Origin of the sequence: Pseudonocardia abyssalis, assembly GCF_019263705.2 — a bacterium.
Taxonomy (GTDB): domain Bacteria; phylum Actinomycetota; class Actinomycetes; order Mycobacteriales; family Pseudonocardiaceae; genus Pseudonocardia; species Pseudonocardia abyssalis.
Genome location: NZ_JADQDK010000001.1, coordinates 4,962,093 through 4,985,831, shown reverse-complemented (window position 1 = coordinate 4,985,831; position 23,739 = coordinate 4,962,093). Strand labels below are relative to the sequence as shown.

Sequence of the window (23,739 nt, the reverse complement as noted above, 5' to 3'; positions counted from 1 at the left end):
ATCCTGTAGCACGACGAGCGCAGGGGAGTCGGGGATGACGGACATGATGCCGGTCGGGGTCACGGTCAGCGGCCGAGAACGGGCGCTGCTGCGGGCGGTGGCGGCCGGACGCTGCCAGTTCCGCGGCGGCTGCGAGCCGGTGCTGCTGGTCGACGGTCTGGCGTGCGCCGACTGGTCGGTGGCACGGCGCCTCGTCGAGAGCGGTCTCGTCGAGCCCCCCGACCCCCGCGTTCCTCTGGCCCCCGCTGTGCTCACCGAACCGGGGTCGGCGCTGCTCACGACCGTCTAGGTCACACCGAACCGACTTGCCGACGCCCGGCCACGGGTACATGCTTGCATCCGACAACTTGTTGTATGCCACATGCAAACCCGAGGTAAAGACCGTGCCATCCGATGCCGAGCTGGCCACCGCCGACGTGGTCGGCACCCAGCTCATGCGGCTCGTCCGCCTTCTGGAGCGCAAGCACGCCCAGTACCAGGCCGACCACCCCGACGCCGTCGAGCGCGCGACGTACATCCTGCTCGTCCACCTCGTGAAGGACGGACCGCAGCGGGCGGGGACCCTCGCCGAGTCCGTGCACTCCGACCCCTCGACGATCAGCCGGCAGATCGCGCAGCTCGTGCGGCTCGGGCTCGTCGAGCGCACCGCCGACCCCGAGGACGGCCGGGCGACGCTGCTCGCCGCCACCGGGGAGGGGATGCGCGTGTTCGAGCAGAACCGCCGTTCCCGCAACGAGCGCATCGCCTCCCTGATCACCGAGTGGGACGACGACGACCGCCTGCGGCTCGCCGACCTGCTCACCCGCTTCACCACCGAGTTCGAGAACCACAGGAACAACACCGAGGCCGCCGCCGTGGCGACCCGGTCGTGAGGAGACCCGCAATGTCCGCCCCCACCGCGGAGGCCTCGCCCCCCGCCGGACTGCTGACCCACCGGCAGATTCTCACGATCTTCGCCGGGCTGATGATCGGCATGTTCCTGGCCGCGCTCGACCAGACGATCGTGGCCACCTCGATCCGCACCATCGCCGACGACCTCGACGGCCTGAGCCTGCAGGCCTGGGCCACCACGGCCTACCTGATCACGGCCACCATCACCACGCCGCTCTACGGCAAGCTCTCCGACATCTACGGCCGCAAGCCGCTGTTCCTCACGGCCATCGGCATCTTCGTGCTCGGCTCGATCGCCTGCACGTTCGCCACGTCGATGTACCAGCTCGCCGCGTTCCGGGCGATCCAGGGACTCGGCGCGGGCGGCCTGTTCTCCCTCGCGCTGACGATCATCGGCGACATCGTCGCCCCCCGTGAGCGCGCCAAGTACCAGGGCTACTTCGTGGCCGTGTTCGGCACGTCGAGCGTGCTCGGCCCGGTCGCGGGCGGCTTCTTCGCCGGCCAGGCCGAGATCCTCGGCATCACCGGCTGGCGCTGGGTCTTCCTGATCAACGTGCCGCTGGGCATCCTCGCGCTCGCCGTCGTCACGAAGGTCCTCAACGTCCCGCACACGAAGCGCTCGCACCGCATCGACTGGCCCGGCGCGCTCGCGCTCGTCGTGGGGCTGGTGCCGCTGCTGATCGTCGCCGAGCAGGGACGCGTCTGGGGCTGGGACTCCGGGCGCTCGATCACCTGCTACGTGCTCGGCGTGCTCGGCATCCTCGCGTTCGTCCTGCTGGAACGGCGCATCGGTGACGACGCGCTGCTGCCGCTGCGGATGTTCCGCAACGGCGTCTTCAGCTGGGGCTCGATCGCGGGCTTCGTCGCCGGCGTCGGCATGTTCGGCGCGCTGGCGCTGCTCCCGCTGTACCTGCAGATCGTCAAGGGGTCGACGCCCACCGAGGCCGGCCTGCAGACGCTCCCGCTCGTGCTCGGGATCATGAGCATGTCCGTGTTCTCCGGTCAGATGATCTCCCGCACCGGCCGCTACAAGATCTGGCCGATCATCGGTCTCTCGTTGATGATCGTCGGGATCGGGGCGCTGTCGTTCATCGGCGTCGACACCCCGTACTGGCAGGTCGCTCTGATCATGGTCGTGATCGGCTGGGGCCTGGGCGGCAACATGCAGCCCCTCACGTTGGCCGTGCAGAACGCCGCCGCGCCGCGGGACATGGGCGTCGCCACCGCGTCGGCCACGTTCTTCCGGCAGATGGGCGGCACGCTGGGCACCGCGGTGTTCATCTCCGTGCTGTTCAGCGTCCTGGGCGGGCAGGTGGCCGACAACTTCCGCGCCGCCGCGGGCACCCCGGCGTTCCAGGCCGCGCTCGCCGACCCGGCGGTGCTGTCCAACCCGGCCAACGCCCCGATCCTGCAGGGCCTGCAGGGCGGCGGCGGGCTGTCGCTCGACGACTCCTCGTTCCTCGCCACGGCCGACCCGACGCTCGCCCGTCCGATCCTGGAGGGCTTCGCGGGCTCGATGAGCATCGTGTTCCTCGGCGCCGCCGCCGTGCTGATCATCGGCCTGTTCGCGGTGATCATGATGAAGGAGGTGCCGCTGCGGACCCAGTCCGGCGTCGACGCGCGGAACTCCGAGGACACCACCGCCGCCGCGGCCGCCGCGGCGGAGGGCGGGCCCGACGCGGTCCCGGCCGACTCCGACCGACCGGCTCCCGCGCAGAACGGTTCCGCACCGGTCCTGACGAAGGCGATCCCCGCCGCCGGGGGCTCGACCAACGGGGTCTCCACCAACGGGTCCCACTCCAACGGCTCGCACCCCAACGGGTCCGCGCCCGTCGGGGTGCTCGCCGAGCCGCGGACCGAGCGGATGGCGGCGCCCACGGGCACCGACGCCCGCGACCGGCTGCTCGCGATGCTGCTGCCCGACCCGGACCGCGCGCTGACCGTCGTCACGACGGCGGAGCGGGCCCGGGACGCGGTCCGGCACGCGCGCACGGAGCTGGAGGTGCGCACCGCCGAGCTCGACGGGGCCGCCGAGGAGCTCGTCGCGCAGGGTCTGAGCCCGCGCCAGGTGCAGGACCTGCTCGGCCTCACCGAGGACGAGGGCCCGCTGGCCGCGCGGCACGGGGCGCACGCGGCGGAGTAGCCCTACCGCAGTTGCAGGAAGGCCACCTTGCCGCCATCGGATGGCGGCAAGGTGGCCTTCCTGCAATGCGGGTGGCTCAGTGCCCGGTGGAATCTCCCTCGGCCGCCTCGGCCGACCCAGCCGCCTCGGCTGCCTCGGCCTCGGCGATCTGCGCCCGCTTCCAGGACGCCTGGATCTCGCGCTCGGCGTCGGCGCGGCCGACCCAGGTGGCGCCCTCGACGCTCTTGCCGGGCTCCAGCTCCTTGTAGATCTCGAAGAAGTGCTGGATCTCCTGACGGTCGAATTCCGCGAGGTGGTGGATGTCGCGCAGGTGCTCCTGGCGCGGGTCGGCCGACGGGACGCAGAGGACCTTGTCGTCGCCCCCCATCTCGTCCTTCATCCGGAACATGCCGATGGCGCGGCAGAGGATGATGCAGCCCGGGAACGTCGGCTCCCGGACGAGGACCAGCGCGTCGAGCGGGTCGCCGTCCTCCCCGAGGCTGTCGTCGATGAACCCGTAGTCGGCGGGGTACTGGGTGGCCGTGAACAGCGTGCGGTCCAGGCGGATACGCCCGGTCTTGTGGTCCACCTCGTACTTGTTGCGGCCACCTTTCGGAATCTCGATGGTGACGTCGAAGTCCACGAGGGTGCTCTCCTGAGGTTCGGGAACGTGCGTGTATCGGACCCCTCTAGTGTGGGGGACCGCCTCCCCGTGGACGTGACCGGCCGACAGTGCTGTTGCGCACCCCCCCGTCGGGCGAGGTGAACGAGGAGGGTCGGCGTGGGTTTCGGTGGACGGATCGGCGACACGTTGCGTGTACCCGGTCGCGGACTTCGACGGGGCATCGCGGTGCTCACCGTCCTGGTGCTGGCCGGCGGCGTGGGCAGCGCGGTCTCGCTGACGGCGCCGTCGCTGATCTCCGACCTCGGGCTCACCGGGCCGCCCGCCGCGCTGGAGCCGACCGCCCCGGTCCCGGCGCTCGGCCCGCTGGCGGCCACCGCGCCGCTGCCCAGCACCGCCGGGTTGGAGGCGGCGCTCGGCGAGGCCGTCGCCGACATGCCGGGCCGCTTCACCGGCACCGTGCTCGACCCCGCCACCGGCCAGGTCATCTGGGCCACCGACGCCGAACGCGCGCTGGTGCCCGGCTCCACCGCCAAGATCCTCACCGCCGCGGCGGCCCTGCTGACGCTCAATCCGACCGACGGCTTCGTCACCCGGGTCGTCGCGGGGACGCAGCCGGGCACCGTCGTCCTGGTCGGGGGCGGCGACCCCACGCTCACCGCGCTGCCGGAGGGCGAGGACGGCGTCTACCCGGGGCCGGCGCGGCTCACCGAGCTCGCGCAGGAGGTGCAGGAGCAGATGCCCGGCCCGATCGACACGGTCGTCGTCGACACGAGCCGCTACTCCGGATCCACGTCGGCACCGGGCTGGGACCCCACCGACATCGCCGCGGGCTTCGTCACGCCGATCGAACCGCTCATGCTCGACGGCGGCCGCATCGACCCCACGCTGCAGGACACCCCCCGCACCGACGAGCCCGCGCTGGTCGCCGGTCGGGCGTTCGCCGAGCTAGTCGGGGCCGACGACGTCGAGACCGGCACCGCCCCCGGCCAGGGCGAACGCCTCGGCTCGGTCACGTCGGCGCCGTTCAGCGAGCTGATCGAGCACACCATGCGCACGTCCGACAACGTGCTCGCCGAGGCGCTCGCGCGCGAGGTCGCGGTCGCGCGGGGCGGACAGCCGTCGTTCGCGGGTGCCGCCGAGCAGACCCTCGCCGCGCTCACGCAGGCCGGGTTCGACCCGTCGGGCGCGGTGCTGGTCGACGGCAGCGGTCTGTCCACCGAGGACGAGGTACCCGCGCAGGTGCTCGGCGCGTTGCTCTCGGCCGCGGCCACCCCCGCCGAGAGCGACCGCGACACCGACTTCCTCCGCCCGCTGATCACCGGGCTCCCGGTGGCGGGCGGCGACGGCACGCTCGACGACCGCTTCGGCGTCGACACCCCGTCGGCGTCCGGGCGGGGCACGGTGCGCGCCAAGACCGGCACGCTGACGAACGTGAGCAGCCTCGCCGGGCTGGTCACCGACGCCGACGGCAGACTGCTCGTGTTCGCGTTCATGTCGAACGGCGCATCGCCCGCCACCGTGCGTCCCCGGTTGGACGCACTCGCCGCCGAACTGGGCGGCTGCGGCTGCCCCTGACGGTGCGTAGCGTGGGGCGGGTGCCGCAGACGATCGAGGACATCCCCACCGAGCAGGGCCTGCCCGTCGACTGGCGCCTGGCGGCGCGCACCGCGGCCCGCCTGACGTCCTCCGGCCCGCCCGCCACCGTCGCCGAGGCCGCCGAGCTGGTGGCCCGGCTGCGCACCGACGCCGCCGTCGCCGAGGGGCACGTCCGCGACGTGACCGGGCTCGGTGCGGGCCTGCCGCTGCTGCCCGCCGACGTCGTCGACCGGCCCGCGTGGGCGGCCGCCGCCGTCGACGGGATGCGCTCGCTCACCGACGGCGCCCGCCTGCCCGCCACCCCGCGACTGGCCAGGGCCGTCACCGCGCGCACCGCCGGTCTGCAGATCGGCGGCGTGCTCGGCTACCTCGGCGGCCGGGTGCTCGGCCAGTACGACCCGTTCGGCGGGCCCGACCACGAGGGTCGCCTGTTGCTCGTCGCCCCCAACGTGCACGCCGCCCAGCAGGCGCTCGACGTGCCGTCCACCGACTTCGGCCTCTGGGTCTGCCTGCACGAGGCCACGCACCGACTGCAGTTCACCGCGGTGCCGTGGCTGCGCGACTACTTCGCGGCCGAGGTCGGCACGCTGCTGTCGATCTCACAGGCCGGGACCGCCGGGCTGGCCGAGCGGCTGCCCGAGGCCGTGCGCGCCCTGCGCGACTCGAAGGGCGACGCGCTCGCGATCGTCGAGCTGCTCCAGGGGCCCGAGCAGCGGCTCGTGCTCGACCGGCTCCTCGCCCTCACGACCCTGCTCGAGGGTCACGCCGATCACGTCATGGACGCGGCGGGGCCCGAGGTGGTGCCCAGCGTCGCCACGATCCGGCGCCGGTTCACCGCCCGTCGGCGCGGGGGTGGCGTCGTCGACCGGGTGCTGCGCGCGCTGCTCGGCGTCGAGGCGAAGGTCAAGCAGTACGCGGTGGGGGCGGCCTTCACCCGGCACGTGGTGCTGGCTGCGGGCATGGACGGCTTCAACACGGTCTGGACGGGCCCGGACACCCTCCCCCTGCGCTCCGAGCTGGAGGACCCGGCGGCCTGGCTCCGGCGGGTGGGCCCCTGACACACGCCCACCCCACCCCGCGAGTCGCTGTTTCCCCGCCCGCGAGTCGCTGAATCTCCGCCCCTTCCCCGCCCGCGAGTCGCCCGAGCCACCGGTCCGACGGGCCGGACGAGATCTACGTGGGAGGGGTCCCCGCAGGCCGAACCCCTCCGATGGAGATCCCATGGCGGCGGGCCGGCGGGCATGGTCCGCCGTGGCGGACGAGGGCGGTGGGCCGAACAGGCACGGGCAGAGCCCAGAGGCGGTGCGGTGCGGTGCGGCTAGCGGCAGCACGCCAGGGCCGGAACTCGACGACTCGCGGGCGGAGATACAGCGACTCGCGGGCGGGGAAACAGCGACTCGCGGGCGTGGGACCGTGGGCGGGTGTCCGCCGGTCCTCCCCTTCCCGTCGCCGAGGTCCGACGGGTCGTGCGGGCCGCGTTGGCGCCGTTCCGGGACGTCCCCGTGCTCGTCGCCTGCTCCGGCGGCGCCGACTCCCTCGCCCTCGCCGCCGCCGTCCTGACCCTGCGCGACGGCGTACACGCGGCGGTCGTCGACCACGGGCTGCAGGACGGGTCGACGGAACGCGCCGTCGAGACCGTCGCCGTGCTGGAGCGGATGGGGGCCACCGCGGCCGTGCACCGCGTCGAGGTCACCGGACCCGGCGGGACAGAGGCGGCGGCCCGCACGGCCCGCTACGGCGCCCTGCGCGCCGCCCGCCCGCACCCCGGGTCTCCCGTGCTGCTCGGCCACACCCTCGACGACCAGGCCGAGACGGTGCTGCTCGGGCTGGGCCGCGGGTCCGGCGCGCGCTCGCTGTCGGGCATGCGCACCTGGGACGACCCGTGGCTGCGCCCGCTGCTCGACATCCGCCGAGCGACGACCCGGGCCGCATGCGTCGCCCAGGACCTCCCGATCTGGGACGACCCGCACAACGCCGACCCCCGGTTCACCCGCGTGCGCCTGCGCCACGAGGTGCTGCCGCTGCTGGAGGACGTGCTGGCCGGCGGGGTGGCGGGGGCGCTGGCCCGCACCGCCGCGCAGCTGCGCGAGGACGACGAGGCGCTGACGGCGGTCGCGGACTCCCTGCTCGCGACCGCGGCGGACGAGCACGGCCTCGCCCACGACGCGCTGGCGACGCACCCGGTCGCGGTCCGCAGGCGGGTCCTGCGTGCCTGGCTGCACGCGTCCGGCGTCACCGGGCTGACCGCGGAGCACCTGCACGGGGTCGACGCGCTCGCCGTCCGCGGGCCCGATCGAACGGGTACGGCACTGCCGGGCGGGTTGGACGTGGTCCGCGCGCGTGGCAGGCTCGTGCTGCGACCGGGGAACTGGCCCGGGACCCGCTGACCCCGATGCAGGAGGCCCCCCGCCGTGTACGACGGTGACATCGCATCCACGCTGGTCACCGAGCAGGCCATCCGCGAGAAGACCGCGGAGCTGGCCGTGCAGGTCGGCAAGGACTACGCGGAGATCTGCTCCGGCCTCGGCCGCGACTCCGACCTCCTGCTCGTCGGCGTCCTCAAGGGCGCGGTGATGTTCATGACGGATCTCGCGCGCGCCCTGCCGCTGCCGGTGCAGCTGGAGTTCATGGCCGTCAGCTCGTACGGGTCGTCGACCTCGTCGTCCGGGGTGGTCCGGATCCTCAAGGACCTCGACCGCGACATCGCGGGCCGCCACGTGCTCATCGTCGAGGACATCATCGACTCGGGCCTGACGCTGTCCTGGCTGCTCAAGAACCTGGAGTCGCGCGGGCCGGCGTCGCTGGAGGTCTGCACGCTGCTGCGCAAGCCCGACGCGGTGAAGGTCGAGGTGCCCGTCAAGTACGTGGGCTTCGACATCCCCAACGAGTTCGTCGTCGGCTACGGCCTCGACTACGCCGAGCGGTACCGCGACCTGCCCTACATCGGCACGCTCGACCCCTCCGTCTACGCCTGAGTCGCCCGTCCGCGGGCGCGGAACGGGCGACTCAGGGGCGGAGGAACAGCGACTCGCGGGCGCGGGAACAGCGACTCGCAGGGTGGGGTCAGCCGTTGACCGGCGGGCCGGCCGGCGGGGAGACCGCCGTCAGCGGCACGCCCGCGGGCAGAGCCGAGAACGCCTCGGTGCCGGGCACCAGCGCGATGTCGCCGACGCCGCCGAACTCGTTGGCGTAGGCCAGCGCGAGCGCGAGGTCGGCCACACCGTTGCTCACCGGCAGCGGGGCCAGGTTGAGCGTGGACAGGATGCCGACCGCGTCGCCGTCGCCGTCGAGGAACGCGCTGCCCGAGTCACCGGGGACGCCGGGGGTGACGGTGTAGACCTCGTGGGAGAAGCCGCCGCCGGTGTCGCCCGCGCTCACGCCGACCTTCGGGCTGAGCTGCTCGATGCCCAGGCGCAGCGGCGAGTTGCCGTAGCTGAAGACCTGCTCGCCCGCGGGGAGGCCGTCGGTGTCGAGGCCGACCGGGCCGCCGAAGAACGGGATGCTCGGGTTGACGTCGACGACGTCCTCCGGCGCGATCTCGACGAGCGCGAAGTCGTTGAACTGGCAGGTGTCGGGGTCGGCTTCGCCGTTCTCCTGCATCGTGACCCAGGAGCTGTAGGCCAGCGTGCCCGCGCGCTCGGTGCCGTCGGCGGCCAGGATCGTCACCGCGGTGCCGAGGGGGCCGGTGCCGGAGTCGCACCCGTTGGTCTCGGTCGCCTCGCCGGTGCCCGCGCAGTGGGCGGCCTGCCCGATGAAGGTGCGGTCACCGCTGGTGAAGACGAAGTTGCTGGTGCACGCGCCGCCGCCGGCCGATTCCGTGACCACGCCGGGTCGGATCGCCGCGCTGTCGGCGGGGGCCCAGTCGGCGGCGACGGACGTCGCCGCGGGGGCCGCGACCAGCGGTGGCGCCGCGGTGGCCGCGGGGGCGATGAACACCGCGACGGCGACGACACCCGTCACCGCGCCGAGCGACGCCAGAGAACGATTGCTGACCCTCATGCACGAACCCCCGTCTTCGCCGGGCTGCCCGTCACATCCCCGCGGCAGGTTAACGACCGCGCAGTGGCGCGCGTTACCCACCCGTTGGGGTGAGCGGGAACATCCCCCCACGGGCGTTCGTTGTCCGCTCGGCACACCGGCCCGGAGTCCGCCGTCGACAGCCACGGCGCAACGCGCCCACCCGACCGCTACCCTGGTCGGATCAGGGCAGGTCGCGCCGCGGATGGTCGCGGGCGTGGCCTCCCGGCAGGCATTTCCGCACCAGGGAGGGTGAAGGCCGACTCAGGCCGAAGCTGCATGGACCGCAAGCGTCTGCTCCGCAACCCGTTGATCTGGATCCTCGTCGCGGTCCTCGTCTACTTCACCTTCAGCCTGCTCTTCGACGACACGCGCGGCTACACCCGTGTCGACACGTCGGTGGCGCTCGCGCAGATCGAGTCCGGCAACGTCACCGAGGCCCTCGTCGAGGACCGCGAGCAGCGCCTGCGGCTCACGCTCGCGCAGCCGGTCGACGGCGAGACCGAGATCCTGGCCCAGTACCCCGTGCAGACGAGCGACCGGATCGTGCAGGCCCTGCAGGCCGCGCCGAACACCCCGTCGTTCGACGTCGCCGTGCGTCAGGACTCGTTCCTGACCACGATGCTGATCTACCTGATCCCGCTCGGCCTGGTGCTGCTCGTCCTGTTCTGGATGATGAACAACGCCCAGGGCGGCAGCAACCGGGTGATGTCCTTCGGCAAGTCCAAGGCCAAGCAGCTCAACAAGGACATGCCGAAGACCACGTTCGGTGACGTCGCGGGGGCCGACGAGGCCGTCGAGGAGCTCTTCGAGATCAAGGACTTCCTGCAGAACCCGCAGCGCTACCAGGCGCTCGGCGCGAAGATCCCCAAGGGCGTGCTGCTCTACGGGCCCCCCGGCACCGGCAAGACGCTGCTCGCGCGCGCCGTGGCGGGCGAGGCGGGCGTGCCGTTCTACACGATCTCCGGCTCCGACTTCGTGGAGATGTTCGTCGGCGTCGGCGCCTCCCGGGTGCGCGACCTGTTCGAGCAGGCCAAGCAGAACAGTCCCTGCATCATCTTCGTCGACGAGATCGACGCGGTCGGCCGCCAGCGCGGCGCCGGCCTCGGCGGTGGCCACGACGAGCGCGAGCAGACGCTCAACCAGCTCCTCGTCGAGATGGACGGCTTCGACGCCCGTGGCGGCATCATCCTCATCGCCGCCACCAACCGTCCCGACATCCTCGACCCCGCGCTGCTGCGCCCCGGCCGCTTCGACCGGCAGATCCCGGTCGGCGCCCCCGACATGGCGGGCCGCCGCGCGATCCTGAAGGTGCACTCCGCGGGCAAGCCGTTCGCTCCCGACGTCGACTTCGACTCCCTCGCCAAGCGCACCGTCGGCATGTCCGGCGCCGACCTGGCCAACGTCATCAACGAGGCCGCGCTGCTCACCGCACGCGAGAACGCCACGCTGATCAACGGGGCCGCGCTCGAGGAGTCCGTCGACCGCGTCGTCGGCGGCCCGCGCCGCAAGGGCAAGATCATCTCGGAGCAGGAGCGGAAGATCACGGCGTACCACGAGGGCGGGCACGCGCTCGCCGCGTGGGCCATGCCGGACCTGGAGCCGGTCTACAAGCTCACGATCCTGCCCCGCGGCCGCACCGGCGGCCACGCGCTCGTCGTCCCCGAGGACGACAAGGGCCTGATGACCCGCTCGGAGATGATCGCCCGGCTGGTCTTCGCCATGGGCGGCCGCTCGGCCGAGGAGCTCGTCTTCCACGAGCCCACCACCGGTGCGTCCTCCGACATCGACCAGGCCACCAAGATCGCCCGCGCGATGGTCACCGAGTACGGCATGAGCGCCCGGCTGGGTGCCGTCCGCTACGGCCAGGAGCAGGGCGACCCGTTCCTGGGCCGCTCGATGGGCAACAAGGCCGACTACTCGCTCGAGGTCGCCCACGAGATCGACGAGGAGGTGCGCAAGCTCATCGAGGCCGCGCACACCGAGGCGTGGGAGATCCTCAACACCTACCGCGACATCCTCGACGCGCTCGTGTTCGAGCTCCTCGAGAAGGAGACGCTCACCCGCAAGGACCTGGAGCGGATCTTCGACCGGGTCGAGAAGCGGCCGCGGATCACCGCGTTCAACGACTTCGGCGGGCGTACGCCGTCCGACAAGCCCCCGATCCTGACGCCCGCCGAGCGGGCCAAGGAGCGCGGCGAGCCCTGGCCGCCGCACGCCGAGCCCACCCGCGAACCCACGCCCGTCGGCTCGTTCCCCGGTGGCGCGCACGACGTGCCCGTCCCCGGCCCGGGCGGCGGGTCGCCCGCCCCCGGACCGCAGGGCGGCTACCCCGGCGGGTTCCCGACGCACCAGCCGACCGGTCCGCAGCAGACGTGGGGCACCCCCGCCCCGCAGCAGGACGCCCGGCCCAACTCGGTGCCGCACAACTACGGTGCGCCGCCGGACTGGCGCCCGGCCACCACGCCGTCCGGTCAGACCTGGCCGCCCGCCGGTCAGTGGGAGCCGCCGCGCCAGCCCCCGGCCCCGCCGTGGGAGCGCCCGACCGGAGCCAACGGCAACGGGATCCCCGGCAACGGGAACGGCAACGGCGCCCACCCCGGCGAGCCGGGCCCGGCCGCCGGGAACGGCCACGGCGGCGACACCCCACACCCGGGCGACGCGAACGGCGACGCCGACCAGGGCGGGTCCCGCTGAACGCGGGGGTCCCCGGGGGCACGGTCTCCACGCCGGCCGGCCCGGGTACCACCGCTCCCGGCGGCGACCGTCCGGTCGTCGACCGGCCGCGGGCCGAGGCTGCCGTGCGGGAGCTGCTGATCGCGGTCGGGGAGGATCCCGACCGCGAGGGTCTGCGGGAGACGCCGGCCCGGGTCGCGCGCGCCTACGAGGAGATCTTCGCCGGGCTCTACACCGACCCGGACACGGTCCTGGAGAAGACGTTCGACGAGTCGCACCGCGAGCTCATCCTCGTCAAGGACATCCCGATGTTCTCCACCTGCGAGCACCACCTGGTGCCCTTCCACGGGATGGCGCACGTCGGCTACATCCCGGGGGAGAACGGGCGCGTCACCGGCCTGTCCAAGATCGCGCGCGTCGTCGACCTCTACGCCCGGCGCCCCCAGGTGCAGGAACGGCTCACCGGGCAGGTGGCCGACGCGCTGGTGCGCAAGCTCGATCCCCGCGGCGTCATCGTCGTGATGGAGGCCGAGCACCTGTGCATGGGCATGCGCGGGATCCGCAAGCCCGGGTCGCGCACCATGACCTCCGCGGTGCGCGGGCTGTTCCAGACGTCGCCCTCGTCACGAGCCGAGGCGTACTCGCTGATCCGGGGTACCTGACGGTCATGCTGCACCTGCCGCACCCCGGCCGCTGCGCCGTCCTCGGCGTCCTGAACGTCACCCCCGACTCCTTCTCCGACGGCGGCCGCTACGTCGACCGCGAACACGCCGTCGCGCACGGGGTCGCCATGCGTGACGCCGGAGCCGACCTGGTCGACGTCGGCGGCGAGTCCACGCGGCCCGGTGCCGGTCGCGTCGACGCGGCCACCGAGCAGGACCGGGTCGTCCCGGTGATCCGCGACCTCGTCGCCGAGGGCGTCCGGGTCAGCGTCGACACCACCCGCGCCGCGGTCGCCGAGGCCGCGATCGAGGCGGGGGCCACGGTCGTCAACGACGTCTCGGGCGGCCTGGCCGACCCGCGGATGGCCGCCGTCGTCGCGTCGGCGCGGGTGCCGTGGATCCTCATGCACTGGCGCGGGCACAGCGATCGGATGGGTGAGCTGGCCTCCTACGAGGACGTCATCGGCGAGGTCCGCGCGGAGCTGGTGGCCCGCGCCGACGCCGCGGTGCTGGCCGGCGTCGACCCCGGTCTGCTCGTGCTCGATCCCGGTCTCGGGTTCGCGAAGACCGCCGCGCACAACTGGGCGCTGCTGCGCCGGCTCGACGTGCTCGTCGCGCTCGGGTTCCCGGTGCTGGTCGGGGCGTCGCGCAAGCGCTTCCTCGGCGAGCTGCTGGCCGACTCCGACGGTGCACCCCGCCCGACCCCCGGCCGCGACGGCGCCACCGCCGCGATCACCGCACTGGCCGCGCAGGCCGGCGCGTGGGGCGTGCGGGTGCACGACGTCGACGGGAGCATGGACGCCGTCGCGGTCGCCGCTGCGCTGCAGCTCGGGGCGTCGCGGGCCCGGACCGGCCCCCCGGCCAATCCGTACTCGTGAGTCACGGCGACCGGATCGAGCTGCGCGGCCTGCGGGTCCGCGGTCACCATGGCGTGTTCGAGCACGAGCGCCGCGACGGGCAGGACTTCGTCGTCGACATCACCGTGTGGATGGACCTCGCCCCCGCCGCCGCGTCCGACGACCTCACCGACACCCTGCACTACGGCGAGCTGGCCCAGCGGGCGGCGGAGATCGTCGGAGGGGAGCCGTGTGACCTCATCGAGACCGTCGCCGGACGCATCGCGGCCGACGTCCTCACCGACGCACGCGTGCAGGAGGTCGAGGTCGTGCTGCACAAGCCGCAGGCCCCGATCCCCCTGGAGTTCGTCGACGTGGCGGTGGTGGCCCGACGCACCCGGCCCGCCCGGTGACCCGCGCGGTGCTCTCCCTCGGCTCCAACCTCGGCGACCGGATCGCCCATCTTCGGGCCGCGGTCGCCGGCTTCGCCGACGTGCTGGTCGGCGTGTCGCCGGTGTACGAGACGGCGCCGTGGGGCGGGGTCGAGCAGGCCGACTTCCTCAACGCGGTGATCGTCGTCGACGACCCGGCCGCAGACGCGCGGGAGTGGCTGCGGCGCGGACAGGCCCTGGAGGACGCGTCGGGCCGCGTGCGCGAGGTGCGCTGGGGGCCCAGGACGCTCGACGTCGACGTGGTCACGGTGACGGGTGTCGACGGGCCGGTGCTCAGCGACGACCCGGACCTGCTGCTCCCGCACCCCGGCACCCCGGACCGGGCCACCGTGCTGCGGCCGTGGCTCGACGTCGACCCCGCCGCCGTGCTGCCCGGGCACGGACCGGTCGCGGCGGTCCTCGCCGCGCTCGGCCCGGACGCCGAGGACGGCATGCGCCCCGGGCCGGTCCTGTGAGTGCCCGTGCGCGGAGGGACGCGCCAGGGCCCTGTCCTCCGCGCACGGGGTGGTTGCGGTGACCACCACCCGGTCGCGCGACCTGCTCGTCGCCGCCCTCGTCGCGGCCGTCGTCGCCAACCTGCTGGTGCGGCTGACCTACGGGTCGCTCCCGGCGATCCCCGCGTTCGCCGGCGTGACGCTGGGGGTGCTCGGGATCGCCGAGGCGATCGCGGGAAACGTGCTGCGCTCCCGGATCGAGCGACGTCCCGGCACCACGCCCGTGCCGCCTCTGGTCGCGGCGCGGGCGGTGGTCGTCGCGAAGGCGTCCGCGCTCGGTGGGGCGATCGTGGCCGGGGCGTGGGCCGGGCTGGCGCTGCACGTGCTGCCCCGGGCCGCGGAGATCGTCGCCGCCGCGGGTGACTCCGCGGGCACCGTGATCGGGCTGGTCTGCGCTCTGGTGCTGGTCGGCGGGGCGCTGTGGCTGGAGCGGTGCTGCCGCACCCCGGAGGACCGTCGTCCCGAACCCGAGCGGTGATCAACCCGTAGGCTCCCGGGGCATGACGCAGCTGACACAGGGGTGGGGGGCGCCACCGCAACTGCCGACGCCGGAGCGGCAGCGCCGGATCGTGCTCGGCCCGATCATCGGGCTGGTGGTGCTGGCGATCTGCGGCCTGCTGGTGATCGGACTGGTCGCGGGCAGTGTCGGGCCGGGCGGGGTGGTCGTCGGGGCGCTGTGCGCGCTGCTCCCGGTCGGGCCGGTCGTCGCCGCGTTCCTGTGGATCGACCGGTGGGAACCCGAGCCGCCCATGCTGCTGCTGTTCGCGTTCCTCTGGGGCGCCTGCTTCGCCACGCTGTCCGCGCTGCTGATCAACTCCGGCGCGGCGCTGCTGATCGACCAGCTGACCGGGGCCGGCGACGTCTACGGGGCGGTGATCGTCGCCCCGATCGTCGAGGAGGCGTTCAAGGGCGCGTTCCTGGTCGGGCTGCTGCTGTTCCGCAACCGCGAGTTCGACGGCATCGTCGACGGCATCGTCTACGCCGGGCTGGTCGCGGCGGGGTTCGCGTTCACCGAGAACATCCTCTACATCGGCCGCGCGTTCGCGGAGGACTCGATGGCCGGCCAGAGCGGGGCTGTGCTCGGCGTGCTGCTCGTCCGCGGGCTGCTCTCGCCGTTCGCACACCCGCTGTTCACCGCGATGATCGGAATCGGGGCGGGGATCGCGGCCCGGCACCGCAGCCCGCTCGTGCGGATCGTCGCGGTCGCCGTGGGCTACCTCGGGGCCGTGCTGCTGCACGCGCTGTGGAACGGCTCGGCCACCGTCGGGGGCGGCGGCGCGTTCCTCGGGGTGTACGCGTTCGTGATGCTGCCGCTGTTCCTCGGCATGATCGGCGTCGTCGTGTGGCAGCGCCGCCGGGAGCAGCGCACGGTGGCCGAGCAGCTGCCGCGCTTCGCTCAGGCCGGCTGGATCGCACCGAGCGAGGTCACGCTGCTGTCCAGCCTCGCCGGGCGGCGGGGCTGGCAGGCCGCGGTGCGGCGCCGTTCCGGCCGGGCCACTGCGAAGGCCGTCGTGGAGTACCAGGCCGCGGTCACCGAGCTCGCGTTCCTGCGGGCGCGGATCGCCCGCGGCACCGTCGGGTCGTCGGCGCCGATCTGGCACGAGCAGGCCCTGGGCACGCTGCGCCGGGCGCGGGCCGCGGCCGTCGGACACCCGGAGGCGTTGACGGTCGCGATGCAGCACCGCGGCCCGCAGAACTGGACCCCGCCGCCGCCCGGACCGCCCCCGCCGCCCGCCGCCGGACCGCAGTCCTGGCCGCCGCCCGCCCCGCAGCAGCCGACGTACCGACCGGGCCCGCCGCCGCCCGGACCGTGGCCCTCGGGGCCCCGATAGTCCTTCGTTTCTGCAACCTTTTCAGAATGTCGGAGCGGTACCGAACCGGAACTGTTTTCACTCGTTCAGTCGGATCTCGACCCGATTTCGGTTCGGACGGCAGCGCAGGTCACCCGCAGGACGACGAGTACTCCATGATCACCGATATCACCACGGTGTGATTCGTCTTTTCGGGTCGCGCAATCGGTGAGTACGGTCACAAGAACGGACCACGGGTAAAGAGACCTTGGTCATGCTTTCTCGCGAAATGCGTTCGTAATGTGGCGGACGGCCTTGCGACACCACCGCTCACCCGGAGCGGAGGGCGCAGGGTCACCGTCCCGACGGGCGGGGAACGGCGTGCCCGGTCAGGACGACGGCACGTGCCCAGCAACCTCGTGGGAGTTCCCCGTACGACCGCCGCGTGCTCCCCGGCCCGCGATCGCCGTCGGACGGTGCGCACCCTGAGGACCCCCATCCGTGCCGATCCACCCTGCGTCGATCCGTTCTGCGCTGCTCCACCCCGCGTCGGACCGGGCCGCGACCACCCCGTCGCCCGCCCGCCCCGCGCGCCACCACCTCCGCCGGTACGCGACCCGTGCCGCGGTCGTGGCCACCACCTCCGCCGCGGCCGCGGCGCTGATCGCGTTCCCGACCGCCGCCCAGGAAGCCGCCCCCGCGGCTGCTCCGGCACCCGCGGCCGTCACCTCGGCCGCCGCTCCCGCTCCGGTCCTCACCACCCGGATCGCGCCGGTCGCCGTCTCGGCGCCCGCCGCCGCACCCGCCGCAGTGTCGTCGGCCCGCCTCTCCGCGGTCGACCTCGCGCTGTCCAAGGTCGGCTCCCCCTACCGCTGGGGCGCCACGGGCCCGTCGGCGTTCGACTGCTCCGGACTCGTCAACTGGGCCTTCGAGCAGGCGGGCATCGAGGTGCCGCGCACCTCGCGCGCGCTGTCGCAGGCCGGAACCGCGGTCTCCCGCGGTGACCTGCAGCCCGGCGACCTGGTGTTCTTCTACTCGCCGGTGAGCCACGTCGGCATCTACATCGGCAACGGGCAGATGGTGCACGCCAGCACGTCCGGCAAGCCGGTCGCGATCTCCTCGATCGACGGGCGCCAGTACAACTCGGCCCGCCGCCTCTGATCCACACCGGATAGTGTGCGGCCGCATGAAGCCCGTCGCACTCGTCACCGGGGCGTCCCGGGGCATCGGTGCCGCAGTGGCCCGGGCCCTGGCGCCCGGCCACGACCTGCTGCTCGGCGGGCGCGACCACGCCGCGCTCGCCGCGCTCGCGGCGGAACTGCCCGGTTCGCGGCCGTGGCCCGTCGAGCTGACCGATCCCGCGGCACTGGCCGAGGCCACCGCGGGCATCGAGCGGCTCGACGTGCTCGTGCACTCGGCCGGGGTCGGCCTGCTCGGCACCGTCGCCGACACCCCGGCCGCCACCTGGCGCCGGCAGTTCGAGGTCAACGTCGTGGCCGTCGCCGAGCTCACCCGGCTGCTGTTGCCCGCACTGCGGGCCGCCCGCGGCCGGGTCGTGCTCGTCAACTCCGGTTCCGGGCTCACCGCGAAGGCCGGGTGGGGTTCCTACGCGGCCAGCAAGTTCGCGCTGCGGGCGTTCGCCGACGCGCTGCGCGCCGAGGAGGCCGGCGCCGGCGTGCGCGTCACGTCGGTGCACCCGGGCCGCGTCGACACCGACATGCAGCGGGCGGTCGTCGCGCACGAGGGCGGCACCTACGACCCCGGCGCCTACCTGCGGCCGGAGTCGGTGGCGGGGGCGGTCCTGCTCGCCGTGACCGCTCCGCCGGACGCCGCGCTCACCGAACTGGTCCTGCGGCCGGCCGGGTCCACCTGACAGTTGTCACCATCCTCCGCTCGACCGATGCGCGGGCGACCCCACCGCGCCTACTCTGGTGGACGTGAGCGGGGACATCGAACGCGCGCGACTGCGGGCCTCCGACGCCGACCGGTCGGCGGTCGCCCAGCGGCTGCAGTTCGCGGTCGACGAGGGCAGGCTCGACCTGTCCGACTACGACGAGCGCCTGCGCGACGCCTACGCCGCCCGCACCTACGGCGAGCTCGAGAAGCTCACGTCCGACCTCCCCGCACCGACGCCGGCCGTGCCCGCGGTCACCGACCGGTTGGCCGTGGAGAAGGCCGAGTGGCGCGACGAGTGGCGCTCCTGGGGCGGCACGGCGATCGTGCTCGTCACGATCTGGGGCATCACGTCGCTCGCGACCGGGTCCCTCATCTTCTTCTGGCCGATGTTCCCGATCGGCATCTGGGGCGCCATCCTGCTCGCTTCGGCGCTCGGCGGCCGATCGCACGGGTCAACCTGACCCCCGCAGCGGTACCGTCGTCAGATGCTCGATCCGGAGTCGGTTGATCTCGACGAGCTGTGTGCGGCCCTCGAGGACCGCAGCTCGGGTGTCTCGTGGTGGATCGACCCCGACTCGGGTGCGATCTCCTCACGCCTGGCCGACGTCGGTGGCCCCAGGCCCACCGGCGTGCGGATCCGGCGGACGGAGTCGCGCGAGAGCTACCAGGACATGGCGCAGTTCGTGGCGGCCGTGCACCACCGCCGAGCGGCCGACCTCCTCGACCGCGCGATCAGCGGTCCGGGTGCGTTCCGCCGGTTCAAGGACACCCTCTTCGAGTTCCCGGAGCTGCGGGACCAGTGGTTCCGCTACCGGGGTGCCCGCGGCCGGCGGCGTGCGGTGCACTGGCTCGCCGACGTCGAGCTGATCACCCGCGCCGAGGCCGAACGGCTCGCCGCGGGCTTCCCCGACCCCACCGCGGGCGACGAGGACCTGCCCGCCGCCGTCGCCGTCGACCTCGGGATGCTCTACGGCGACCGGCTCGAGCAGGTCATGGTGTTCGGGTCCTGGGTGCGCGGCGAGGGGCCGGGGGAGTTCGACCTGCAGCTGCTCGTCGTACTGGCCGACCTGCGCTCGCAGTGGGAGGAGCTGCACCGCATGGACGACGTGCTGTGGCAGCACACCGAGCGGTCCGGGTTCACCGTGACCGCGGTTCCGGTGAGCGCCGCGGAGCTGGCCGCGCCGCGCACGTCGCTGCTGGTGCGGGCCGTGGCCGAGGCACGGGTGGTGGCGTGAACGGCGTCGGGGTGGTGCGGGCGCGCGAGGAGCTGTTCGCCGCACACCTGCTGGGCACCACCGGGTTCGCCGCGCAGACCGTCGCGCTGGCCTTCCGCGCCGCACTCGCCGCCGCCGAGGCCGCGCTGCTGGAGCTCCAGCGCCCACCCGAGCCCGAGGCGGCCGCGGTGGTGTCCGCGTTCGTCCGGCACGTCGTGCACGAGCGCGGCCTCGACCCGGAGGTCGGCCGGCTGCTGCGGTCCCTGCACAACCGGGCCGAGCTCGCCCACGCCGACGGCACCGTGCCCACCGCGGAGGGCCCGGTCGCGATCAAGGACGCCACCGAGGTCGTCGACGCCGTCGAGGCCTGGCTGACGCACGCCGACTTCGTCGCCATCGCGCGCGGTGCCCCGAGGGGGCCGTCGGCGGGACCGAAGCCGAAGCCCCCGCCCCGCCGACGCCGCTGAGAACGGTCAGAGCACCACGTTGACCAGGCGGCCGGGAACCACGATCAGCTTGCGCGGGTCCTTGCCGCCCAGCGCCGCCGCCACCTTCTCGTCGGCCAGCGCGATCGCCTCGACCTCGGCCGGGGTGGCGTCGGCGGCGACGGTGATCCGGGAGCGGACCTTGCCGTTGACCTGGATCGGGTACTCGACGGTGTCGGCCACCAGGTACCGCTCGTCGGCGACCGGGAACCCGGCGTAGGCCAGCGTCTCGGCGTGCCCCAGCCGCGACCACAGCTCCTCGGCGATGTGCGGCGTCAGAGGGGCCATCATCAGCACCAGCGACTCCGCCACCGACCGCGGCACACCGGTGCCCGACTTCGTCAGGTGGTTGTTCAGCTCGATCAGCTTCGCCGCGGCCGTGTTGTAGTGCAGGGCCTGGTAGTCGGCGTGCACCCCGGCGATGGCCTTGTGCAGGGCGCGCAGCGTGTCGACGTCCGGCTCGGCGTCGGTGACCCGCACCTCGCCGGTGTGTTCGTCGATCAGGTTGCGCCACACCCGCTGCAGGAACCGCTGCGACCCGACGACGTCCCGCGTCGACCACGGCCGCGACACGTCCATCGGGCCGGTCGACATCTCGTAGAGGCGGAAGGTGTCGGCGCCGTAGCGCTCGCACATCTCGTCGGGCGTCACCACGTTCTTCAGCGACTTGCCCATCTTCCCGTACTCACGGCGGACGGTCTCGCCGTTCCACGTGAAACCACCCTCGGCGGTCTCCGTGACCTCCTCGGCCGGGACGTACGTGCCGCGGGCGTCGGTGTAGGCGAACGCCTGGATGTAGCCCTGGTTGAACAGCCGACGGAACGGCTCCTCGGAGCTCAGGTGGCCCAGGTCGTGCAGCACCTTGTGCCAGAAGCGGGCGTACAGCAGGTGCAGCACGGCGTGCTCGACGCCGCCGACGTACAGGTCGACGCCACCCGGGTCGTTCGGCTTCGACGGGTCGGCGCCCAACCAGTACTTCTCGATGTCGGGGTCGACGAACCGCTCGGTGTTGTCGGGGTCCAGGTAGCGCAGGTGGTACCAGCAGGAACCGGCCCACTGCGGCATCGTGTTGGTCTCGCGGCGGTAGGACGCCGTGACCGGCGCCCCCCCGTCCGTCGAGGGCAGAGTCAGGTCGGCCACGACCCAGTCCTCGTTGCGCGACAGCGGCGGCTCCGGCTCGGTGTCGGCCGCGTCGGCGTCGTAGGTCTTGGGGGAGTAGTCGTCGATCTCGGGCAGCTCGACGGGCAGCTCGGAGTCGGGCAGCCCGACCGGCAGGCCGTCGGCGTCCCAGACGACCGGGAACGGCTCGCCCCAGTAGCGCTGGCGGGAGAACAGCCAGTCGCGCAGCTTGTACTGGGTGACCGCCTCGCCGTCGCCGCGGGCCACCAGCCAGTCGGTGATCGTGCGCTTCGCCTCGGCGACACCCAGCCCGTCCAGGCTGATCTCGGCGTTGGCCGAGTTGATCGCCGGGCCGTCGCCGGTGAACGCCTCGCCCTCCCACTCACCCGGGTCGACGGTGCGGACGACGGGCAGCCCGAACGCGGCGGCGAAGTCCCAGTCGCGCTGGTCCTGGCCGGGCACCGCCATGATCGCGCCGGTGCCGTAGCCCATCAGGACGTAGTCGGCGACGAACACCGGCACCTGCTGACCGTTCACCGGGTTGACGGCGTAGGCGCCGGTGAAGACGCCGGTCTTCTCCTTGTTCTCCTGGCGGTCGAGGTCGGTCTTGCGACCGGCCTCGAAGCGGTAGTCCTCGATCGCCAGCGCCGGCGTGCCCGCGCCACCGGTCCAGCGCTCGTCGGTGCCCTCGGGCCATTCCAGCGGCGTCAGGCTCCCGACCAGCGGGTGCTCGGGGGCCAGGACCACGTAGGTGGCACCGAACAGCGTGTCGGGACGGGTCGTGAAGACCTCGATGTCGACGGGCGAGCCGCTGCCGGTGGCCGTGCCGAACCGGACGACGGCGCCCTCGGAGCGGCCGATCCAGTTGCGCTGCATGGCCTTGACGGAGTCGGGCCAGTCCAGGCGGTCCAGGTCGGCGACCAGACGGTCGGAGTACGCGGTGATCCGCATCATCCACTGCTTCAGGCTGCGCCGGAACACGGGGAAGTTGCCGCGCTCGCTGCGGCCGTCGGCGGTGACCTCCTCGTTGGCCAGCACCGTGCCCAGCCCGGGGCACCAGTTCACCGGCGCCTCGGAGATGTAGGCCAGACGGTGACCGTCGATCACCTTCCGCTGCTCGACGCGCGACAGCTCGTCCCACGGCCCGCGGGTGCCTGCGGCGTACTCCGCCTCCAGCTCCGCGATCGGGCGCGCCTTCTGCTGCTCCGGGTCGTACCAGGCGTTGTAGATCTGCAAGAAGATCCACTGGGTCCAGCGGTAGAACCCGACGTCGGTGGTGGCGATCGAGCGACGGTCGTCGTGGGCCAGGCCCAGCTGGCGCAGCTGCTCCTTGTACCGCCGGATGTTGGCCTCGGTGGTCGTGCGCGGGTGCGTGCCCGTCTGGACGGCGTACTGCTCCGCGGGCAGGCCGAACGAGTCGAAGCCCATCGTGTGCAGCACCGTGCGGCCGTTCATCCGCAGGTAGCGGCCCAGGACGTCGGTGCCGATGAAGCCCAGCGGGTGCCCGACGTGCAGCCCGGACCCGGACGGGTACGGGAACATGTCCATCAGGTAGACCTTCTCGCCCGCGTCGGGCCCGGGACGGCTGGGCGTGTGGAACGTGCCCTCGCGCTCCCAGCGGTCCTGCCAGCTGCGCTCGATCTCGGTGGCCAGCGCGGCGCCGTAGCGGAACGGCGGGGCGTCGGTGTCGGCGGCGGTGCTGGTGTCGGTGCTCATGTCCATCCCGGTGATGTCGTGTGGGCCCGGAAAGCCGTGTGGGCCCGGAAAGCAAGGAACCCCTCCGCCGTGAGGCAGGAGGGGTCGCCGCGCCGGTGTCGTGTCAGACCGGCACGGCCTGGAGAAGAAGGCGACGGGCCACGCGCCCAGGGTAACGCCGGTGCGGGTCGCGCCGCGATCGGGTTGACCTACGCTGGTCACGTGCCCCTCGTGCCCCGCCTGATCATCGCCGTGCTGCTCGTGCTCGCCGGTCTGGCGCTGCTCGCCGTCGCGGTCCTCGGGGCGCGCGGGCGGCTGCGGCGCAACCGCTGGATCGGGGTCCGCACCGCCGAGACCCTGGCGTCGGACGCCGCGTTCGCGCTGGCCAACCGCGTCGCCGCCGCCCCCGTCGGGGCGGCCGGGGCGGTGGCCCTCGTCGGCGGGGCCGTGCTGATCGCCGGGCCCGTGGGCGCGGTGTCGGTCGTGGTGCTCGCCGTCGCGGTCGTCGGGACGCTGGCGCTCGGGGCGTTCGGCGGGATGGTGGGTCAGCGCGCGGCGGCGACGGTCCCGGTCGAGCCGGAGCCCGTGGCCTGCGGCGGGGTGTGCGCGGGCTGCGACCTCGTGGCCGGCTGCCGCCCTACCAGCCCCACGAGCCCGGACCTCCCTTGAACGGTCCCACCACCTCCGGCGTCACCCAGCCTCCGTAGAACCCGCCGGGCTGCGGCAGCACGGTCACCCCGTCGAGGGTGATCTCGTCGAACGCCGCGGCGTAGACGGCGACGCGGTCCAGCAGCTCCGGGTAGCGACGGTCGGGTTCGGGATACCACCAGCCGACCTCGCGCAGGGGCTGCGCGCCGGGGACCACGACGTCGACGTAGCGGGCGACGCCCTTCCACTCGCAGAACGTGGTCTTCTCGACCGGCGTCAGGTACTCGCCGAACGCGGTGCGCGGCAGGTAGAACGTCGGCGGGTGGCTGGTCTCCAGCACGCGGACGAGATCGGTGGTGTCGGCGACGACCACCCCGCCGTACCTCAGCACGGCGCGTCGGTGGTCGGGCTCGGCGCGCGGCGGGCGCGGGTAGTCCCAGACGGACTCCTGGCCGGGGCCTGCGGGTTCGGGGCGGGGTCGGGGCACGGGTCCATCCTGGCGCGCCCGGGCGGCGGCCGCG

At 73.5% G+C, this 23,739-nt stretch carries 24 protein-coding genes; 20 read left to right on the top strand and 4 right to left on the bottom strand.

The features are described 5' to 3' along the window. The first annotated feature begins 34 nt into the window (after window positions 1-34). The 3 genes from I4I81_RS24405 to I4I81_RS24395 all read left to right on the top strand — a co-directional run bounded on the left by I4I81_RS24405 (window position 35) and on the right by I4I81_RS24395 (window position 3,034). Window positions 35-289 carry a hypothetical protein gene (locus I4I81_RS24405; RefSeq protein WP_218604256.1) on the top strand — a complete coding sequence of 85 codons (255 nt, stop codon included), beginning with the start codon at window positions 35-37 and terminating at the stop codon, window positions 287-289. A 94-nt stretch (window positions 290-383) separates the two neighbouring features. Then, entirely contained in the window at window positions 384-872 is a 489-nt protein-coding gene (locus I4I81_RS24400; protein WP_226363550.1) for a MarR family winged helix-turn-helix transcriptional regulator, read from the top strand. Between the two features lie 11 nt (window positions 873-883). Beyond that, complete coding sequence (locus I4I81_RS24395; RefSeq protein ID WP_218604254.1) at window positions 884-3,034, top strand: MDR family MFS transporter; 2,151 nt, start codon at window positions 884-886, stop codon at window positions 3,032-3,034. A gap of 76 nt (window positions 3,035-3,110) precedes the next feature. On the opposite strand, the gene I4I81_RS24390 is transcribed toward I4I81_RS24395, so the two are convergent. Beyond that, window positions 3,111-3,656, bottom strand: coding sequence for an inorganic diphosphatase (locus tag I4I81_RS24390; RefSeq protein ID WP_218604253.1), 546 nt, complete (start codon window positions 3,654-3,656; stop codon window positions 3,111-3,113). Between the two features lie 207 nt (window positions 3,657-3,863). Here I4I81_RS24390 and dacB point away from each other — a divergent pair, with 207 nt between their 5' ends. The 4 genes from dacB to hpt all read left to right on the top strand — a co-directional run bounded on the left by dacB (window position 3,864) and on the right by hpt (window position 8,209). Next, window positions 3,864-5,213, top strand: coding sequence for a D-alanyl-D-alanine carboxypeptidase/D-alanyl-D-alanine endopeptidase (gene dacB, locus I4I81_RS24385; protein WP_218616359.1), 1,350 nt, complete (start codon window positions 3,864-3,866; stop codon window positions 5,211-5,213). Window positions 5,214-5,233: 20 nt separating this feature from the next. Further along, window positions 5,234-6,292, top strand: coding sequence for an Rv3626c family coenzyme F420 biosynthesis-associated protein (locus I4I81_RS24380; RefSeq protein ID WP_226363549.1), 1,059 nt, complete (start codon window positions 5,234-5,236; stop codon window positions 6,290-6,292). Between the two features lie 363 nt (window positions 6,293-6,655). Further along, window positions 6,656-7,621 (top strand): tRNA lysidine(34) synthetase TilS, encoded by a 966-nt coding sequence (tilS, locus tag I4I81_RS24375; RefSeq protein ID WP_218601562.1) that lies wholly within the window; start codon window positions 6,656-6,658, stop codon window positions 7,619-7,621. A 24-nt stretch (window positions 7,622-7,645) separates the two neighbouring features. Beyond that, on the top strand, window positions 7,646-8,209 hold the full coding sequence (gene hpt, locus I4I81_RS24370; protein WP_218601563.1) for a hypoxanthine phosphoribosyltransferase: 564 nt from the start codon (window positions 7,646-7,648) through the stop codon (window positions 8,207-8,209). An 88-nt stretch (window positions 8,210-8,297) separates the two neighbouring features. Here hpt and I4I81_RS24365 read toward each other — a convergent pair whose 3' ends face one another. Further along, the gene (locus tag I4I81_RS24365; protein ID WP_225924680.1) at window positions 8,298-9,233 is read right to left on the bottom strand and encodes a serine protease; all 936 of its coding nucleotides are present in this window, start codon (window positions 9,231-9,233) and stop codon (window positions 8,298-8,300) included. 297 nt (window positions 9,234-9,530) lie between these two features. Between I4I81_RS24365 and ftsH the strand changes: the two genes are divergently transcribed. The 12 genes from ftsH (at window position 9,531) to I4I81_RS24300 (ending at window position 19,738) form a co-directional block, all read left to right on the top strand. Further along, window positions 9,531-11,948 carry an ATP-dependent zinc metalloprotease FtsH gene (gene ftsH / locus I4I81_RS24360; RefSeq protein WP_218616358.1) on the top strand — a complete coding sequence of 806 codons (2,418 nt, stop codon included), beginning with the start codon at window positions 9,531-9,533 and terminating at the stop codon, window positions 11,946-11,948. Next, window positions 11,945-12,589, top strand: coding sequence for a GTP cyclohydrolase I FolE (gene folE / locus I4I81_RS24355; protein WP_218605804.1), 645 nt, complete (start codon window positions 11,945-11,947; stop codon window positions 12,587-12,589). Before ftsH ends, folE begins: the two co-directional genes overlap by 4 nt. A 5-nt stretch (window positions 12,590-12,594) precedes the next feature. Next, on the top strand, window positions 12,595-13,467 hold the full coding sequence (gene folP / locus I4I81_RS24350; protein WP_218605803.1) for a dihydropteroate synthase: 873 nt from the start codon (window positions 12,595-12,597) through the stop codon (window positions 13,465-13,467). Then, on the top strand, window positions 13,464-13,838 hold the full coding sequence (gene folB / locus I4I81_RS24345) for a dihydroneopterin aldolase (protein WP_218605802.1): 375 nt from the start codon (window positions 13,464-13,466) through the stop codon (window positions 13,836-13,838). The genes folP and folB overlap by 4 nt, the downstream gene beginning before the upstream one ends. Continuing rightward, complete coding sequence (gene folK, locus I4I81_RS24340; RefSeq protein WP_218605801.1) at window positions 13,835-14,332, top strand: 2-amino-4-hydroxy-6-hydroxymethyldihydropteridine diphosphokinase; 498 nt, start codon at window positions 13,835-13,837, stop codon at window positions 14,330-14,332. The genes folB and folK overlap by 4 nt, the downstream gene beginning before the upstream one ends. Before the next feature lie 58 nt (window positions 14,333-14,390). Beyond that, window positions 14,391-14,849, top strand: coding sequence for a DUF3180 domain-containing protein (locus I4I81_RS24335; protein ID WP_218605800.1), 459 nt, complete (start codon window positions 14,391-14,393; stop codon window positions 14,847-14,849). Window positions 14,850-14,871: 22 nt separating this feature from the next. Then, window positions 14,872-16,203: a PrsW family intramembrane metalloprotease gene (locus I4I81_RS31270; RefSeq protein ID WP_267461533.1), complete on the top strand. Its 1,332-nt coding sequence runs from the start codon at window positions 14,872-14,874 to the stop codon at window positions 16,201-16,203. A 459-nt stretch (window positions 16,204-16,662) separates the two neighbouring features. Then, entirely contained in the window at window positions 16,663-17,322 is a 660-nt protein-coding gene (locus I4I81_RS31675) for a C40 family peptidase (protein ID WP_372478325.1), read from the top strand. A 25-nt stretch (window positions 17,323-17,347) separates the two neighbouring features. Continuing rightward, complete coding sequence (locus I4I81_RS24315; RefSeq protein ID WP_218605225.1) at window positions 17,348-18,034, top strand: SDR family oxidoreductase; 687 nt, start codon at window positions 17,348-17,350, stop codon at window positions 18,032-18,034. A gap of 64 nt (window positions 18,035-18,098) precedes the next feature. Next, entirely contained in the window at window positions 18,099-18,518 is a 420-nt protein-coding gene (locus I4I81_RS24310; RefSeq protein ID WP_226363547.1) for a DUF1707 SHOCT-like domain-containing protein, read from the top strand. A gap of 24 nt (window positions 18,519-18,542) precedes the next feature. Further along, entirely contained in the window at window positions 18,543-19,292 is a 750-nt protein-coding gene (locus tag I4I81_RS24305) for a UPF0158 family protein (RefSeq protein ID WP_218605224.1), read from the top strand. Beyond that, on the top strand, window positions 19,289-19,738 hold the full coding sequence (locus tag I4I81_RS24300; RefSeq protein WP_218605223.1) for a hypothetical protein: 450 nt from the start codon (window positions 19,289-19,291) through the stop codon (window positions 19,736-19,738). Before I4I81_RS24305 ends, I4I81_RS24300 begins: the two co-directional genes overlap by 4 nt. 6 nt (window positions 19,739-19,744) lie before the next feature. Here I4I81_RS24300 and leuS read toward each other — a convergent pair whose 3' ends face one another. Further along, complete coding sequence (leuS, locus tag I4I81_RS24295) at window positions 19,745-22,591, bottom strand: leucine--tRNA ligase (RefSeq protein WP_218605222.1); 2,847 nt, start codon at window positions 22,589-22,591, stop codon at window positions 19,745-19,747. Between the two features lie 201 nt (window positions 22,592-22,792). Here leuS and I4I81_RS24290 point away from each other — a divergent pair, with 201 nt between their 5' ends. Further along, window positions 22,793-23,239 (top strand): SdpI family protein, encoded by a 447-nt coding sequence (locus tag I4I81_RS24290; RefSeq protein ID WP_226363546.1) that lies wholly within the window; start codon window positions 22,793-22,795, stop codon window positions 23,237-23,239. Here I4I81_RS24290 and I4I81_RS24285 read toward each other — a convergent pair. After that, window positions 23,208-23,705 carry a DUF427 domain-containing protein gene (locus tag I4I81_RS24285; RefSeq protein ID WP_218616357.1) on the bottom strand — a complete coding sequence of 166 codons (498 nt, stop codon included), beginning with the start codon at window positions 23,703-23,705 and terminating at the stop codon, window positions 23,208-23,210. The two genes, I4I81_RS24290 and I4I81_RS24285, sit on opposite strands and share 32 nt — an antisense overlap. Window positions 23,706-23,739: the final 34 nt, after the last annotated feature.